This is a genomic window from Vibrio sp. 10N.286.51.E5, assembly GCF_041469125.1.
Classification (GTDB): Bacteria; Pseudomonadota; Gammaproteobacteria; order Enterobacterales; family Vibrionaceae; genus Vibrio; species Vibrio crassostreae_C.
The window spans coordinates 1-17276 of the sequence record NZ_JBFRJZ010000016.1; the positions used below are offsets into that span (position 1 = coordinate 1).

General features: G+C 45.6%; 16 protein-coding genes. 12 read left to right on the plus strand and 4 right to left on the minus strand.

The annotated features are described in order from the left end of the window. Positions 1 to 168 precede the first annotated feature (168 nt). The 4 genes from gyrB to dnaA form a co-directional block, all read right to left on the minus strand. Positions 169 to 2586 carry a DNA topoisomerase (ATP-hydrolyzing) subunit B gene (gyrB, locus tag AB4161_RS05525; RefSeq protein WP_017058811.1) on the minus strand — a complete coding sequence of 806 codons (2418 nt, stop codon included), beginning with the start codon at positions 2584 to 2586 and terminating at the stop codon, positions 169 to 171. Positions 2587 to 2603: 17 nt separating this feature from the next. After that, positions 2604 to 3683, minus strand: coding sequence for a DNA replication/repair protein RecF (gene recF / locus AB4161_RS05530; protein ID WP_017058810.1), 1080 nt, complete (start codon positions 3681 to 3683; stop codon positions 2604 to 2606). A 53-nt stretch (positions 3684 to 3736) separates the two neighbouring features. After that, entirely contained in the window at positions 3737 to 4837 is a 1101-nt protein-coding gene (dnaN, locus tag AB4161_RS05535; protein WP_017058809.1) for a DNA polymerase III subunit beta, read from the minus strand. An 81-nt stretch (positions 4838 to 4918) separates the two neighbouring features. Further along, a complete protein-coding gene (gene dnaA / locus AB4161_RS05540) occupies positions 4919 to 6340 on the minus strand; it encodes a chromosomal replication initiator protein DnaA (protein ID WP_017058808.1) in 1422 nt (473 codons plus the stop codon). A 311-nt stretch (positions 6341 to 6651) separates the two neighbouring features. Here dnaA and AB4161_RS05545 point away from each other — a divergent pair, with 311 nt between their 5' ends. From AB4161_RS05545 to AB4161_RS05600, 12 genes are all read left to right on the plus strand, one after another. After that, entirely contained in the window at positions 6652 to 7401 is a 750-nt protein-coding gene (locus tag AB4161_RS05545) for an amino acid ABC transporter substrate-binding protein (RefSeq protein WP_009848135.1), read from the plus strand. A 135-nt stretch (positions 7402 to 7536) separates the two neighbouring features. Continuing rightward, a complete protein-coding gene (locus AB4161_RS05550; protein WP_009848134.1) occupies positions 7537 to 8208 on the plus strand; it encodes an amino acid ABC transporter permease in 672 nt (223 codons plus the stop codon). Then, positions 8205 to 8942, plus strand: a complete 738-nt coding sequence (locus tag AB4161_RS05555) for an amino acid ABC transporter ATP-binding protein (protein WP_017063027.1) — start codon at positions 8205 to 8207, stop codon at positions 8940 to 8942. Before AB4161_RS05550 ends, AB4161_RS05555 begins: the two co-directional genes overlap by 4 nt. A gap of 206 nt (positions 8943 to 9148) precedes the next feature. Then, positions 9149 to 9283, plus strand: coding sequence for a 50S ribosomal protein L34 (rpmH, locus tag AB4161_RS05560; protein WP_004735800.1), 135 nt, complete (start codon positions 9149 to 9151; stop codon positions 9281 to 9283). Between the two features lie 45 nt (positions 9284 to 9328). Next, a complete protein-coding gene (gene rnpA / locus AB4161_RS05565) occupies positions 9329 to 9652 on the plus strand; it encodes a ribonuclease P protein component (protein WP_017055478.1) in 324 nt (107 codons plus the stop codon). Continuing rightward, positions 9619 to 9876: a membrane protein insertion efficiency factor YidD gene (yidD, locus tag AB4161_RS05570; RefSeq protein WP_004735802.1), complete on the plus strand. Its 258-nt coding sequence runs from the start codon at positions 9619 to 9621 to the stop codon at positions 9874 to 9876. Before rnpA ends, yidD begins: the two co-directional genes overlap by 34 nt. A 2-nt stretch (positions 9877 to 9878) precedes the next feature. Continuing rightward, positions 9879 to 11501 carry a membrane protein insertase YidC gene (gene yidC, locus AB4161_RS05575; RefSeq protein ID WP_017058806.1) on the plus strand — a complete coding sequence of 541 codons (1623 nt, stop codon included), beginning with the start codon at positions 9879 to 9881 and terminating at the stop codon, positions 11499 to 11501. A 130-nt stretch (positions 11502 to 11631) separates the two neighbouring features. Further along, positions 11632 to 12993, plus strand: a complete 1362-nt coding sequence (mnmE, locus tag AB4161_RS05580; protein WP_029235098.1) for a tRNA uridine-5-carboxymethylaminomethyl(34) synthesis GTPase MnmE — start codon at positions 11632 to 11634, stop codon at positions 12991 to 12993. Between the two features lie 50 nt (positions 12994 to 13043). Beyond that, the gene (gene mioC, locus AB4161_RS05585) at positions 13044 to 13478 is read left to right on the plus strand and encodes an FMN-binding protein MioC (RefSeq protein WP_372082980.1); all 435 of its coding nucleotides are present in this window, start codon (positions 13044 to 13046) and stop codon (positions 13476 to 13478) included. Positions 13479 to 13960: 482 nt separating this feature from the next. Then, the gene (gene mnmG, locus AB4161_RS05590; RefSeq protein WP_017058802.1) at positions 13961 to 15856 is read left to right on the plus strand and encodes a tRNA uridine-5-carboxymethylaminomethyl(34) synthesis enzyme MnmG; all 1896 of its coding nucleotides are present in this window, start codon (positions 13961 to 13963) and stop codon (positions 15854 to 15856) included. After that, entirely contained in the window at positions 15856 to 16488 is a 633-nt protein-coding gene (rsmG, locus tag AB4161_RS05595) for a 16S rRNA (guanine(527)-N(7))-methyltransferase RsmG (protein ID WP_017058801.1), read from the plus strand. The genes mnmG and rsmG overlap by 1 nt, the downstream gene beginning before the upstream one ends. A 14-nt stretch (positions 16489 to 16502) precedes the next feature. Then, positions 16503 to 17276, plus strand: a complete 774-nt coding sequence (locus AB4161_RS05600; protein ID WP_372082981.1) for a ParA family protein — start codon at positions 16503 to 16505, stop codon at positions 17274 to 17276.

A 17276-nucleotide genomic window follows, 5' to 3' on the forward strand; every position in this document is an offset into this window, starting at 1 on the left:
TCGGCGCACCATAAAAAAGCACCATCCAAAGGATAGTGCTTTAAAATGATTTTAGTTTTTTGAGACGAAGCTATTTGGCTTTAGTTCAAGAAAGAGGCGCGGAGCATACGAATGTATGTGAGCACCTCTGACACAGAAACTAAGCCAAAGATCGAAGTATCAAAGAGACTAAACGTCTAGGTTTGCTACTTTCAGTGCATTCTCTTCGATGAAGTTACGACGAGGTTCAACTTGGTCACCCATTAGCGTCGTAAACAACAAATCAGCACCAACAGCGTCTTCAATTGTTACTTGCATCATACGGCGAGTTTCAGGATCCATTGTGGTTTCCCAAAGTTGATCCGGGTTCATCTCGCCTAGACCTTTGTATCGCTGTAGGCTTAGACCACGACGAGACTCTTTCACTAACCAGTTCAGAGCATCAACGAAGCTAGAAACTTCTTGAGTACGCTCACCACGCTTAATGTAAGCGCCTTCTTCAATCAAGCCATCAAGAGCTTCAGAAAGATCCGCTAGCTTACCAAACTCTTTAGAGTTAATAAGATCGATGCTTAGTAGGTGTTCATGAGTCACACCATGAGTACGAACCACAATCTTAGGAACGCTTAAGCCTAGCTCTTCGTGTTTTTCAACTTCAAGGCTGTATTGGCTTGCACCTACTTCTTTCGCGTTTAGCTGTTCAACAAGCTGCTTACCCCAAGCTTCAACTGCCGCGTCATCATGACACTGCTCGGCCGTTAGACGAGGAACGTAAATCAGTTCGTGAACCAATGCGCGTGGGTAACGGCGGCTCATACGATCAACAAGCTTGATGCCTGCATTGTATTGCTGAACAAGCTTCTCTAAACCTTCACCTGCAAATGCTGGCGCTTCAGGGTTTACGTGCAGTTCTGCGTTGTCTAAAGCCAAAGATACTTGATACTGGTTCATCGCATCTTCATCTTTAATGTACTGCTCTTGCTTACCTTTCTTCACTTTGTAAAGTGGCGGTTGAGCAATGTAGATGTAGCCACGTTCAATCAGCTCTGGCATTTGACGGTAGAAGAACGTCAGTAGCAGGGTACGGATGTGAGAACCATCGACATCGGCATCGGTCATGATGATGATGTTGTGGTAACGCAGTTTATCTGGGTTGTATTCGTCACGACCAATACCACAACCAAGAGCGGTGATTAGCGTTGCTACTTCTTGAGAAGACAGCATTTTATCGAAACGTGCTTTCTCTACGTTAAGGATTTTACCTTTCAGCGGTAGGATTGCTTGGTTCTTACGGTTACGCCCCTGCTTAGCTGAACCGCCAGCAGAGTCTCCTTCCACAATATATAGTTCAGACAGTGCAGGATCTTTTTCCTGACAGTCAGCAAGCTTACCAGGAAGACCCGCTAAATCTAATGCGCCTTTACGACGAGTCATTTCACGAGCTTTACGCGCTGCATCACGAGCACGTGCTGCATCAATAATTTTAGAACAAACTGTTTTCGCTTCACCTGGGTTCTCAATAAGGAACTCAGACAACTTCTCACCCATTGTAGATTCAACGGCAGACTTCACTTCTGAAGAAACCAGCTTATCTTTAGTTTGGCTTGAGAACTTAGGATCAGGCACTTTAACAGAAACAATCGCCGTCAGACCTTCACGAGCATCATCACCAGAGGTCGCAGTCTTCGCTTTCTTAGAGAAGCCTTCCTTGTCCATGAAGCTGTTCAGAGTACGCGTTAGCGCCGCACGGAAACCTGCTAAGTGAGCACCACCATCGCGTTGAGGGATGTTGTTGGTGAAACAGTAGATGTTTTCTTGGTAGCCGTCATTCCACTGCATCGCAACTTCAACGGTAATACCGTCTTCGCGCTCAGAGTTAAAGTGGAAGATTTTTTGGATGATTGGCGTTTTGTTAGTATTAAGGTGTTCAACAAACGCTTGGATACCGCCTTCGTATTCGAAGTGATCCATTTTGTCTTCTTCGCGCTCGTCAATTAGCTTAATTGATACACCTGAGTTCAAGAATGATAGCTCACGTAGACGCTTAGCTAAAATGTCGTAATGGAACTCGATGTTAGTGAAGGTTTCTTCACTCGGCCAGAAACGAATCTCTGTACCTGTTTTATCCGTGTCACCGATAACTGCTAGTGGCGCTTGAGGCTCACCGTGGCTGTAGGTTTGAGTGTGGATTTTGCCACCGCGGTGGATAGTAAGAGTAACTTGCTTAGAAAGTGCGTTAACTACTGAAACACCAACACCGTGCAGACCACCAGATACCTTGTACGAGTTATCATCGAACTTACCACCAGCGTGAAGAACCGTCATGATTACTTCTGCTGCTGATACGTTTTCTTCTGGGTGCAATTCTGTTGGAATACCACGGCCGTCATCGCTCACAGACACAGAACTATCTTCATGGATAGTTACAATGATGTCATTACAGTGACCAGCTAGCGCTTCATCAATAGAGTTATCTACCACCTCAAAAACCATGTGGTGCAGACCGGTACCATCATCCGTGTCGCCAATGTACATTCCAGGACGCTTACGTACCGCATCCAGACCCTTCAGTACTTTAATACTCGATGAATCGTAATTATCTGACATAGTTACTCTCTGACTAATTATCCTTGCTCTATTTTGCCATGTTCCACATGAAACATCCTGCTATTTTCGTCATGCATATCTGCAATCTGATCAGCGGTAATAGAGCTTACAAAAACTTGAGCCTGGGTCGCCTTTAAACACTCAGCAAGACGTGCTCGGCGTTGGCTATCTAATTCGGAAGCGAAGTCATCTATCAAATAGATGCACTGCTTACCTGTCATTTGAGTGAGGTGTTGCCCTTGTGCTACTCGTAGCGCGCACACCATCAACTTCAATTGACCTCGTGACAAGACATCTTCCACTGGAGTGCCGTTCACTTTTATCTTCAGATCCGCTTTGTTTGGCCCACTAAAGGTGTAACCAAGCTGCTGATCCCTTTCAAAATTCTTTTCTAATATATCGGCGTACGGGGTGTCTTTGTCCCAGCCACGATAGTAGTTAATCTTTATCTCAAACTCAGGAAGGAAGGTCGCACAGATTTCTTCGGCGACTTCTTTGAGCTGATCAACGTAGGTGGCACGCCACTGACTGATGCTTTCTGCTAAACGGGCCAATTCTTGGTCCCAATAGCTCAGCTCTCGATAGTGCGTTGCCGTTTTCAATAAGGCGTTTCGCTGCTTATTGAGGCGCTTTACCCTGCCCCACGCATCATAAAAGCCCGACTCACTGTGGAAGACTCCCCAATCAATGAATGCTCGGCGATGCTTAGGTCCATCGGTTAGTAAATCAAACCCTTCAGGGTGAATCAACTGCAAAGGTAAGACTTGAGCTAACTGAGCCAACTTTTGCCCAGTTTGACCGCTTATTTTAACCTCTGTCGTGCCATCGCGCTGCTTATTAATGCCAATTGGCAGCTCAAATTGATCCGAGGTCATAAAACGGCCATGTACAAACAGCTCACTACACTCGTTTTGTATGATACGACCGGTAAGTGAACTCTTGAATGAGCGACCATGTCCGAGCAGATACACAGCTTCAAGGACACTGGTTTTGCCGCTTCCGTTAGCCCCTATAAGAAAGTTAAAGCCTGATGACGGTTGAATGTCACAGGCTTCAATATTTCTAAACTGCTTAACGATTAAGCGCGATAAAGGCATAACGTCTTCATATTAATCTTCAATCACGACTCGGTAGGTCAACATAGGGCTGCTTATAAGCGAATTGGCATAACAACGTACATCGCGCTGTCATCTTGTGCGTTCTCGATAAGAGCACTCGCATTGGCGTCTGACATTGAGATGCGAACCTGTTCACAACGCAGTGTGTTCAGAACATCCAATACGTAGCTTACGTTGAAGCCAATCTCTAGCGCGTCACCGTCGAAGTTAACATCGAGTACTTCTTCTGCTTCTTCTTGCTCTGGGTTGTTCGCGGTAATGCGCATCTCGCTATCCGCAAGGTTAACGCGAACACCACGGAATTTTTCATTCGATAGAATCGCAGCACGAGAAAATGCTGAACGTAATTCATCACAGCCAGCTTCAAGTGTCTTGGTGGTATTTTGCGGCATTACGCGGCGATAATCAGGGAAACGACCATCAACCAGCTTAGAAGTGAAGACATAGTTGTTCACTTCAGCTCGCACGTTAGAGTTACCAATTTGCAGTGTTACTGGCTGTTCAGGTGCATCCAATAGCTTCACTAGCTCTTGAACACCTTTACGAGGAACAATGATCTGCTTCTGAGCAAAATCCGCACCCAGTTGTGCTTGAGATACTGCCATACGGTGACCATCGGTCGCCACGCTGCGCAGGATAGAGCCTTCAATCTCAAACAACATACCGTTGAGGTAGTAACGAACATCTTGGTTCGCCATTGAGAATTGTGTTTTCTCGATAAGACCGCGAAGTTCAGCTTGTGTCACTGACACTTCAACTTCACTGCTCCAGTCTTCAATATTTGGAAAATCTGCCGCAGGTAATGTTGCTAAAGAGAAGCGGCTACGACCAGAGCGAACCTGAATACGGTCACCATCCAATACCACCGTGATCACTGAGTTATCTGGCAATCCACGGCAGATATCTAGGAATTTACGTGAAGGTACGGTAATGCTACCCGCTTCGAAATCACCTTCAAGCGTTACACGGCTGATCAGTTCAACTTCTAGATCCGTCGCTGTCATCGACAACACGTTATCTTCTACTTTAATCAGTAGGTTTCCTAGAATTGGAAGCGTTGGCCTGCCACCGAGTGCGCCAGATACTTGTTGTAATGGCTTAATCAGGTGACTACGTTCAATGGTAAATTTCATATCTTGCTCTTACGGTCTAAATGGCACTGCGTAATAGTACGTGGCCAAGATTCTGCTTATTAAGGTTAAGAATACTGTGTATTAAGAAGAAAGGGTACGAATCAAGTTCGAATAATCTTCTTTAATGTCGTGGCTCTCTTCACGCAGCTGAGCAATCTTACGACAAGCATGCAGTACCGTCGTGTGGTCACGACCACCGAATGCATCGCCAATCTCAGGCAAGCTGTGGTTTGTTAGCTCTTTCGCCAGTGCCATCGCCAATTGACGTGGACGAGCAACAGAACGAGAACGACGCTTAGACAATAGATCAGCGACTTTGATTTTGTAGTACTCGGCTACTGTCTTTTGAATGTTATCAATAGTGACCAGTTTTTCTTGCAGTGCAAGTAAGTCACGCAGTGCTTCACGCACGAAGTCGATCGTGATCGGGCGGCCAGTGAAGTTTGCATTCGCAATAACACGGTTCAATGCGCCTTCCAGTTCACGAACGTTAGAGCGTAGACGCTTGGCAATAAAGAACGCCACTTCATCCGCAAGGTGAATTTGGTGGTCTTCGGCTTTCTTCATCAAGATCGCAACACGTGTCTCAAGCTCTGGTGGCTCAATCGCTACCGTCAAACCCCAGCCGAAACGAGATTTAAGACGATCTTCTACCCCGTTGATCTCTTTTGGATAACGGTCAGACGTTAGGATGATCTGTTGATTGCCTTCAAGCAGCGCGTTAAAGGTATGGAAGAACTCTTCTTGAGAACGCTCTTTATTAGCAAAGAATTGGATGTCATCGATAAGCAATGCATCAACACTACGGTAGTAGCGCTTAAATTCTTCGATCGCGTTGTTTTGCAGAGCCTTTACCATATCCTGAACAAAACGCTCTGAGTGCATGTAAACCACTTTCGCATTCGGCTTATTATCAACAATGGCGTTACCCACCGCATGCAACAAGTGCGTTTTACCTAAACCAGTGCCGCCGTATAGGAACAACGGGTTGTAGGCTGTACCTGGGTTATCAGAAACCTGACGTGCCGCAGCCAAACCGAGTTGGTTCGACTTACCTTCAACAAAGTTATTGAACTTATGTTTTGGGTTCACGTTTGAGCGGTGATTCAAGTCAACCGCGACAGGCTCTTCATCACGCCAGATATTATGGACAGGTTTGCGAGCTTGTAATTGCGCAGGTGCTGATGACTCAGCGGCCACATCAGCTGCAGTGCGAGTCTGAGTTGGTGTCGGTGTCGCAGGCTTTGGTGCAATCACACGCTTGCTTCCCACTTCAAAATGAAGATGTGGGATATCGTTACCGCAATATTCTTGCAGCAGACGGTTAATGCTATTTAGATACTTATCACGAACCCAATCGAGTACGAAACGGTTCGGTGCAAATAGAGTTAGAGTATTGTCATTGAGTTCCGCTTGTAACGGACGAACCCACATACTGAATTCTGTAGCTGGTAACTCTTCTTGAAGCTGTTGCAAACACTGCAACCAAAGCGAAGATGACACGGTGCCCTCACTCTATTTAAAGTAATATGAAATGACCGCTAATTTTACCTGTTGATAAGTCAGATCACCAGCAATTGATCACAGATCCAGTGAATAAGATCCAAGTTATTCACAATAAATTTGTAATTTATCGGTGGATCCACACATCTTGCCCCTAATTTACTCACACAATGATCCACTTATGCCCGGATCCTTGCTAGTTATCCCCAAATCGGGAATTCAATCTGGTTATGGTTAATAACATCTGGTTATTTATTCTAGTGAGCATTTTCCCAGTAACATCCAAACCCATAAATATAAGGAGTTACCAAATGAATAACTGGATTAAGGCTGCAATTGCGGCTATCGCACTCTCTGCTGCTACTGTTCAAGCTGCGACTGAAGTTAAAGTCGGCATGTCTGGTCGCTATTTCCCGTTTACGTTCGTTAAACAAGACCAGCTACAGGGTTTTGAAGTGGATTTATGGGATGAGATCGGTAAGCGTAACGATTACAAGGTTGAATACGTAACGGCAAACTTCTCTGGTCTGTTTGGTCTTCTTGAAACGGGTCGCATCGATACCATTTCAAACCAAATTACAATGACGGATGCACGTAAAGCGAAATACCTATTCGCAGACCCATACGTAGTAGACGGCGCACAAATTACCGTTCGTAAAGGTAATGACAGCATTAAAGGCATCGAAGACCTTGATGGTAAGACGGTTGCGGTAAACCTAGGCTCAAACTTTGAACAACTGCTTCGCAGCTACGACAAAGATGGCAAGATCAATGTAAAAACCTACGATACAGGTATTGAACATGACGTGGCACTGGGTCGTGCCGATGCATTCGTAATGGATCGCCTATCAGCACTAGAGCTTATCAAGAAGACTGGTCTACCATTACAACTAGCAGGTCAGCCATTCGAAACAATTGAAAACGCTTGGCCTTTCGTCGACAACGATAACGGCAAAAAACTGCAAGCAGAAGTAAATGAAGCATTAGCAGCAATGCGCGCAGATGGTACGCTAGAAAGTATCTCTCAGAAATGGTTTGGTGCGGACATTACTCAGAAGTAATTACTCACTTTCTCCATTCAAGGCCCACTGCTTTATACAGCGGTGGGCTTTTTGCTTTTGTGCACTGATTAAAAAACCTGATACAACAGTACTTACATATAGAACAACACTGCCAATAAAAATACGAGATAGATTATGGGATTTGACTTTAATTACATGCTAGAGCTGTTGCCAATACTACTGAAGTATTTAGGCACCACGATGGAGATGGCGACCTGGGGCTTGTTCTTTGCTCTGATCCTGTCTCTGATACTGGCGAATATTCGTGTATTCAAAATCCCAGTGCTCGACCAACTGAGCCAGCTGTACATTAGCTTCTTCCGAGGCACACCACTGTTGGTGCAGCTGTTCCTCCTTTATTACGGCTTACCACAAGTCTTCCCGTGGATGGTTGGGTTGGATGCCTTCAGCGCCGCTGTGATTGGCTTAACCCTGCACTTTGCCGCGTATATGGCAGAAAGTATTCGTGCCGCGATTATCGGTATTGATCGCAGCCAGATGGAAGCCAGCCTTTCGGTCGGTATGACAACCAGCCAAGCGATGCGCCGAGTGATCTTACCGCAAGCAACTCGCGTGGCACTGCCGTCGTTGATGAACTACTTCATCGATATGATCAAGTCGACTTCACTTGCCTTCACCCTAGGTGTCGCCGAAATCATGGCTAAAGCTCAGATGGAGGCTTCTTCAAGTTTCCGCTTCTTCGAGGCTTTCTTAGCAGTCGCACTGATTTACTGGGGCGTGGTGGTTATCCTCACTCGTATTCAAATTTGGGCCGAAGTGAAACTGAATAAGGCGTATGTACGATGATCAAATTACAAAGTATCCACAAGCAGTTTGGTGACACCGAAGTTTTGAAAGGGATCGACCTAGAAATCAAACAAGGTGAGATAATTGTCATCATAGGTTCAAGTGGTACGGGTAAATCTACCCTACTGCGTTGTGTGAATTTTCTAGAGCAAGCCGATCAAGGCACGATTTCGATTGATGATATCAAGGTTGATACTCAGAAACACACTAAGGCAGAGGTGCTTGCACTGCGTCGTAAGACCGGTTTTGTGTTCCAAAACTATGCACTGTTCGCTCACCAAACCGCGAGACAGAATATTGCTGAAGGTTTAATTACCGTTCGTGGTTGGAAAAAACAGCAAGCCCATGAAAAAGCACAACAAATACTTGATGATATTGGCTTAGGTGACAAAGGTGATAGCTACCCAGCCGCGCTCTCTGGTGGCCAGCAACAACGGGTGGGTATTGGCCGTGCAATGGCACTACAACCCGAGCTTTTACTGTTTGATGAGCCGACTTCAGCGCTCGATCCTGAGTGGGTTGGCGAAGTGCTTAACCTAATGAAAAAACTGGCAAATCAGCATCAAACCATGCTGGTGGTTACCCATGAAATGCAGTTCGCGAGAGAGGTCGCAGACCGAGTGATCTTCATGGCTGACGGTCATATTATCGAGCAGGGATCTCCACAGGATATTTTTGGTAATCCACAGGATCCTAAATTAAAAAAATTCTTAAATAAGGTTGGGATCGACTAAGGATCCTTGTGATTTTAGTTATTCTACGTATAATCCCCCGACCGGAATTTTAGTTAACCCAATCATTGACACTTTTTGTGACAGTGATTACAATTCCGCCTCTTTGTTGAGAGGCGTCGGTTTTCCTTTCTTATATAAAGAAGAGAAAAAATGCCCACGCCGGGTTTAACAAAAACCTAAAACTACTGATCAGTAAGGTAATTACAATGAAACGCACTTTTCAACCTACAGTTCTAAAGCGTAAGCGCACTCACGGTTTCCGTGCTCGCATGGCTACTAAGAACGGTCGCGCAACAATCAATGCACGTCGTGCAAAAGGCCGTAAGCGTCTTTCTAAGTAATCTTTGATTATTTTGAATAAGCTAGCCTTCGGTCGGGAGTTACGCTTGTTAACTCCCGAACATTATCAAAATGTCTTCAAGCAAGCTCATCGAGCTGGCTCCCCTCATTTCACCATCATTGCCCGAAATAACTCTCTTTCAAATCCTCGTCTTGGATTAGCCGTTCCGAAAAAGCAGATTAAAACCGCCGTGGGTCGTAACCGATTCAAGCGTCTTACTCGTGAAAGCTTTCGTAACACTCAACACAAACTTCCTAACAAAGATTTTGTTGTAATCGCTAAGAAGAGCGCGCAAGATTTAAGCAATGAAGAAATGTTCAAGCTACTCGACAAATTATGGCTTCGCCTGTCTCGCCCTTCGCGTGGATAGCGCTAATACCCATCTATTTTTATAGATGGTTTATTAGTCCACTCATCGGCCCACGCTGCCGATTTACTCCAACCTGCTCTTTATATGCGATAGAAGCGTTGAAAGCTCACGGTTTTGTAAAAGGGTGTTGGTTATCAGGCAAACGTCTATTAAAATGCCATCCTTTGAACGAAGGGGGCTTTGACCCCGTTCCACCAGTCCAAAAACAAGACAGAGATAAATAACGATGGATTCTCAACGTAATATCCTGTTAATCGCATTGGCTTTGGTTTCTTTCCTACTGTTCCAACAATGGAACGTAGCTCAGAATCCAGCACCACAAGCGGTTGAGCAGGCACAATCTGGCAGCACCCTACCAGCGCCATCTTATGCAGATGATCTAGACCCGGCTCCTGGTCAAGTTGCTTCTTCTGCTAAAACTATCACAGTAACAACTGATGTACTGACTCTGTCAATTGATACGGTTGGTGGTGATGTCGTTAAAGCAAACCTAAACGATTACTCTGCTGAGTTCGATTCTGAAGATACGTTTGTTCTTCTTAAAAACGAACCCGGTCACCAATTTATCGCACAAAGCGGTCTAGTGGGTCCTCAAGGTATCGATTTAAGCAGCACAAACCGCCCAAGCTACACAGTTTCAGCAGACAGCTTCACGCTTGCTGATGGTCAGGATGAACTACGCATCCCGATGACTTACCAAGCGAACGGCCTTGATTACACGAAAACATTCATCCTTAAGCGTGGCAGCTACGCAATGGATGTTGAATACGATGTAGTCAACAACTCTGGTAACAACGCGACATTCGGCATGTACGCTCACCTGCGTCAGAACGTAATGGATGACGGCGGTAGCCTAACAATGCCAACTTACCGTGGTGGTGCTTACTCTACGGAAGATACGCGTTACAAAAAATACAGCTTCGACGACATGCAAGATCGCAACCTGTCTCTTAACCTAGCAAACGGTCAAGGTTGGGCAGCGATGATTCAGCACTACTTTGCAAGTGCATGGATCCCACGCGACGAAGCAGGCAGCAACCTTTACACTCGTGTAATTGGTAACCTTGGCGACATCGGTGTTCGCATGCCGAACAAAACCATCGCTACTGGCGACGAAGCAAACTTCAAAGCAACGCTTTGGGTTGGTCCTAAACTTCAAGACCAAATGGCTGCTGTTGCACCTAACCTAGACCTAGTAGTTGACTACGGTTGGTTATGGTTCATTGCTAAACCACTTCATACTCTGCTTTCGTTCATTCAAGGCATCGTTGTGAACTGGGGTCTGGCAATCATCTGTCTAACTTTCATCGTTCGTGGTGCTATGTACCCACTAACGAAAGCTCAGTACACGTCTATGGCGAAAATGCGTATGCTTCAGCCTAAGCTGACTGCAATGCGTGAGCGTATCGGCGACGACCGTCAACGCATGAGCCAAGAAATGATGGAGCTTTACAAGAAAGAGAAAGTAAACCCACTAGGTGGCTGTTTACCTATCCTTCTGCAAATGCCTATCTTCATTTCGCTATACTGGGCACTAATGGAGTCTGTTGAACTGCGTCACTCACCGTTCTTCGGTTGGATTACTGACCTTTCAGCACAAGACCCATACTACATCTTGCCACTTCTGATGGGTGCTTCAATGTTCCTAATCCAGAAGATGAGCCCGACAACTGTAACGGATCCAATGCAGCAGAAGATCATGACCTTTATGCCGGTTATGTTCACATTCTTCTTCCTGTTCTTCCCTTCAGGTCTGGTTCTATACTGGCTAGTATCGAACATCGTAACTCTGATTCAGCAAACGCTTATCTACCGCGCGCTGGAAAAGAAAGGCTTACATTCTAAGTAAGTTCGATAATAGAAAGAGACAAAGAAAGGCGACCAAAAGGTCGCCTTTTTGTTTTTAGCTGATTACAATTCAGCTAATTGATTAATCGTGAGCGCCCCTTTTTGGCTTTCACATGCTAGCAGGCACAACTATGACTACAGATACGATTGTTGCTCAAGCGACTGCACCCGGCCGTGGCGGCGTCGGTATTATTCGCGTTTCAGGCCCACAAGCAGCCCAAGTTGCGCTTGAAGTTACCGGCAAAGTACTGAAACCACGTTACGCTGAGTACACCCCTTTTAAATCTCACGATGGTTTAGAGCTAGACCAAGGCATCGCGCTTTACTTTCCTAACCCGCACTCGTTTACCGGTGAAGACGTATTAGAGCTACAAGGCCACGGTGGCCCTGTGGTAATGGATATGCTCATCAAGCGCATCCTCGCGATTCCAGGGCTACGCGCAGCACGCCCTGGTGAGTTCTCGGAGCGTGCCTTCTTGAACGACAAGATGGATTTAACCCAAGCAGAAGCGATTGCTGACCTCATTGATGCCAGTTCAGAAGAAGCGGCGAAATCAGCTCTGCAATCGTTGCAAGGTGAGTTCTCGAAACGCATTAATACGCTGGTGGACTCTCTGATTCACTTACGCATCTATGTTGAAGCCGCTATCGACTTCCCAGAAGAAGAGATTGATTTCCTTGCTGACGGTAAAGTAAGTGCTGACTTACAAGCTATCATCGACAACCTCGAAGCGGTTCGCCAAGAAGCCAATCAAGGTGCCATCATGCGTGAAGGTATGAAGGTGGTGATTGCAGGTCGTCCTAATGCCGGTAAGTCGAGCTTACTGAATGCATTATCGGGTAAAGACTCCGCGATTGTGACTGATATTGCAGGTACAACCCGTGATGTACTTCGTGAACATATCCATATTGATGGTATGCCACTGCACATTATTGATACCGCAGGCCTGCGTGAAGCCTCGGATGAAGTCGAAAAAATCGGTATTGAACGCGCTTGGGAAGAAATTGCTCAAGCCGATCGCGTTTTATTTATGGTCGATGGCACCACTACCGATGCAACCGACCCGAAAGATATCTGGCCAGATTTCGTTGATCGTCTGCCGAATAACATCGGAATGACCGTGATTCGTAACAAAGCCGATCAAACCGGTGAAGATCTCGGGATTTGCCATGTTAATGATCCAACTCTGATTCGACTATCAGCAAAGACGGGACAAGGCGTTGATGCACTACGTAATCACTTAAAAGATTGCATGGGCTTTGCTGGTGGCAATGAAGGTGGCTTCATGGCACGTCGTCGCCACTTAGATGCCCTAGAACGCGCATCTGAGCATCTAGATATTGGCCAGCAACAGCTCGAAGGCTATATGGCAGGGGAAATCTTGGCAGAAGAACTGCGTATAACGCAGCAACACCTTAACGAGATTACTGGTGAATTCAGTTCCGATGACCTACTCGGCCGTATCTTCACCTCTTTCTGTATTGGTAAATAACCTTTAAAGGCCGGCTCATGCTGGCCTTTTTCTTTAGTAAGGACAGCTTAATGATCCACATTATTACAGGCAGCACCTTAGGTGGTGCAGAGTACGTTGGCGATCACCTTAATGATCTTCTTGAAGAGCAAGGCCACGAGATCACCCTTCATAATCAGCCTGAATTCGATGATATTCCCCAACAAGGCTTTTGGTTGCTGGTGACTTCAACTCATGGTGCGGGTGAATTTCCAGATAATATTAAGCCGTTTATCGACGCATTGACCCAGCAATCTCCAAATTTAAGCCCGGTTCGCTTTGCTGTCGTGGCGCTTGGTGATTCGAGTTACGATACCTTCTGTTTGGCGGGAAAATCAGTCCACAGCCAGATGAAAGAGCTCGGTGCTCAGCCTATTTCTGACTGTTTTACCATCGATGTATTGGAAACTCCGGTACCAGAAGACGCAGCAGAAGCTTGGTTCAACGATCATAGCGACCAGTTTTAACCTCTCTCATCTCTCAAAAAGCGGCTTATGCCGCTTTTTTTGTCTCTGAACATCGTGATTGTGAATAACTTTTTTTCAAAAACATCGAAAATTAGCGATCTATTTTCAATTTCTGCTGTGGATAAGATCATACATATACGGTGATTAACCTATAGTTATCCAAATAACAAGTTTTAGGCTAATTTCCTCCTGTGAATAAGTAGCCATTTTGATCCCAGCTAATCCTCATCCTGATCAAAGTTAGATCACATCATTTGATCCAAAAAAGATCCATGATCTCGTTGATCATTTCCGACTTATCCACAGATACCCTCGATCCTAATAATAGATCTAATAAAAGATCTCCTTAAAGATCTTATCTATATTAATTAAAAACAGCTTTTTCGAAAAATCCCAAAAACGTTTTCTCAGGCTATGAAAACAGGTAGAATATCGCTCCTTTTTATCAATCTAGAAAACGTTTGAATACCTGAGGTCGGTTCATGCTTTATCACGAAAAATTTGACGTCATCGTTGTTGGTGGTGGCCATGCAGGAACGGAAGCCGCACTCGCATCTGCACGTACTGGTCAAAGTACGTTATTACTTACTCATAATATCGATACACTAGGACAAATGTCTTGTAACCCAGCCATTGGCGGGATCGGTAAGGGCCACTTGGTAAAAGAGGTCGATGCAATGGGTGGATTAATGGCGCAAGCTATTGATCATGCAGGTATTCAGTTCAGAACATTGAACGCATCAAAAGGCCCTGCGGTTCGTGCTACTCGTGCACAAGCTGACCGCGCACTGTACAAAGCCTTTGTTCGTAACGTTCTTGAAAACACGCCAAACCTGACTTTGTTCCAACAGTCGGTTGATGACTTGATCGTTGAACAGGATCAAGTGGTAGGTGTGGTAACGCAGATGGGCCTTAAGTTCCGCGCAAGCGCTGTGGTTCTGACTGTGGGCACATTCCTAGGCGGCAAGATCCATATTGGTATGGAAAGTTCTTCAGGTGGCCGTGCTGGTGATCCACCATCGATCGCACTGGCTGACCGTCTTCGTGATCTTCCATTCCGAGTTGATCGCCTGAAAACAGGTACTCCTCCTCGTATCGATGCGCGTAGCGTTGATTTTTCTGAGCTTGAGGTTCAGCACGGTGATAACCCGACGCCTGTTTTCTCGTTCATGGGCAGCCGAGCTCAACAACCTCGTCAAATTCCATGTTACATCACGCATACCAATGAAAATACGCATGACGTAATTCGTGCCAACCTTGATCGCAGCCCTATGTACGCGGGTGTGATTGAAGGCATTGGCCCTCGTTACTGCCCTTCGATTGAAGACAAAGTAATGCGTTTTGCTGACAAGAACAGTCACCAAATTTTTATTGAGCCAGAAGGTCTAACGACTCACGAGCTATACCCGAATGGTATCTCTACCAGTCTGCCGTTTGATGTACAGGTTCAAATTGTTCGTTCGATGAAGGGCTTTGAAAATGCTCATATCGTTCGCCCTGGCTATGCGATTGAGTACGATTTCTTTGATCCTCGCGACCTTAAGCTGACTTACGAAACTAAGTTTATCAAAGGTCTATTCTTTGCGGGTCAAATCAACGGTACCACTGGCTATGAAGAAGCGGCTGCACAAGGCTTGATGGCCGGTCTGAATGCAAGTTTGTTTACTCAAGGCAAAGAAGGCTGGAGTCCACGTCGTGACCAAGCTTACATGGGCGTGCTTATCGACGACCTATCTACCATGGGTACCAAAGAACCTTACCGCATGTTTACGTCTCGCGCGGAATACCGTCTGCTGCTTCGTGAAGACAACGCCGATATCCGCTTGACTGAAAAGTCGCGTGAACTTGGCCTTGTTGATGACGCTCGTTGGGCTCGTTTCAACGAGAAGATGGAAAACATGGAGAAGGAGCGTCAACGTCTGAAAGAGACTTGGATTAATCCAAAATCTGAAGATATTGATCAACTGAACCAAATTCTGAAAACACCAATGTCTCGTGAAGCGAGCGGTGAAGATCTTCTTCGTCGCCCTGAAATGACTTATTCACAGTTAACCGCATTGGATCGTTTTGGTCCTGCACTGGAAGATCAACAAGCGTCTGAGCAAGTTGAGATCCAAGTGAAGTACGATGGTTACATTCAGCGTCAACAAGACGAAATTGAAAAATCACTGCGTCATGAAAACACCAAACTGCCTGCTGATATCGATTACAGCAAGGTAAAAGGACTTTCTAACGAAGTGGTTCTTAAACTAACGACAGCTAAGCCTGACTCAATTGGTATTGCTTCGCGAATTTCAGGTATCACACCTGCAGCAATCTCAATTCTGTTGGTTTACTTGAAAAAACACGGCCTGTTGAAAAAAGGTGAGGAAGCATAATGAGCGCTTTACGCGAAAAACTGGATCACCTTATTGGCCAGACTGAACTTGAAGTATCTGAAAAACAACGTGGCCAGTTGGTTGGCTACGTTGAGTTACTGAACAAGTGGAACAAAGCTTATAACCTAACATCAGTTCGTGACCCACAAGAAATGATGGTGAAACATATCTTAGATAGCATCATTGTTAGCACTCACTTACAAGGTAAGCGCTTTATCGATGTGGGTACGGGACCTGGTCTTCCTGGGATTCCGCTCTCAATCATGAATCCAGACTGCGAGTTTTACTTGCTAGACAGCCTAGGTAAGCGTATTCGTTTTATCAAACAGGTGATTCATGAGCTGGGTATCGACAACGTGGTACCGGTTCAAAGTCGCGTTGAAGAATTTCAACCAGAAGAAAAGTTTGATGCAGTGCTCAGTCGTGCATTTGCGTCAATGACAGACATGGTAGAGTGGTGTCACCATTTACCTAAAGAGCAATCCGGTGTATTTTTGGCTCTTAAGGGACAACATCCTAGAGACGAAATCGACCTGTTACCTGAATGGTGTTCAGTGACAGACATTAAAGCTTTGCAAGTGCCAGAGCTTGATGGAGAGCGTCATCTAGTTACTTTATCGCGTCAGGGATAATCAGCGAGGCCATAGTGGGTAGAATCGTAGCAATTGCCAACCAGAAGGGTGGCGTAGGAAAAACAACAACTTGCATTAATTTAGCAGCATCAATGGCGGCAACAAAACGCAAGATATTGGTTGTTGACCTCGATCCTCAAGGTAATGCCACTATGGCGAGCGGTGTCGACAAGTATCAAGTTGAAGCAACAGCTTACGATTTGTTGGTTGAAGACACCCCATTTGATGAGGTGGTTTGCCGGAGTACATCTGGCAATTATGACCTCATCGCCGCGAACGGTGATGTTACTGCGGCAGAAATCAAGCTGATGGAAGTGTTTGCTCGTGAAGTTCGTTTAAAAAACGCACTCGAACCCATTCGCAGTAACTATGATTTCATCTTTATTGATTGCCCGCCCTCATTAAACCTTCTTACAATCAACGCGATGGCTGCGGCCGACTCCGTATTGGTTCCTATGCAATGTGAATACTTTGCTTTGGAAGGTTTGACTGCATTGATGGATACCATCAGTAAGCTAGCGGCTGTTGTAAACGAGAACCTGAAGATCGAAGGTCTTCTGCGTACTATGTACGATCCTCGCAACCGCTTATCGAACGAAGTATCTGATCAACTCAAAAAACACTTTGGTAGCAAAGTCTACCGAACTGTGATCCCTAGAAATGTGCGTCTGGCAGAAGCCCCGAGTCACGGCAAGCCAGCAATGTACTACGACAAATATTCCGCAGGAGCTAAGGCTTACCTTGCTCTTGCTGGCGAAATGTTGCGTCGTGAAGAAGTCCCAGTATAG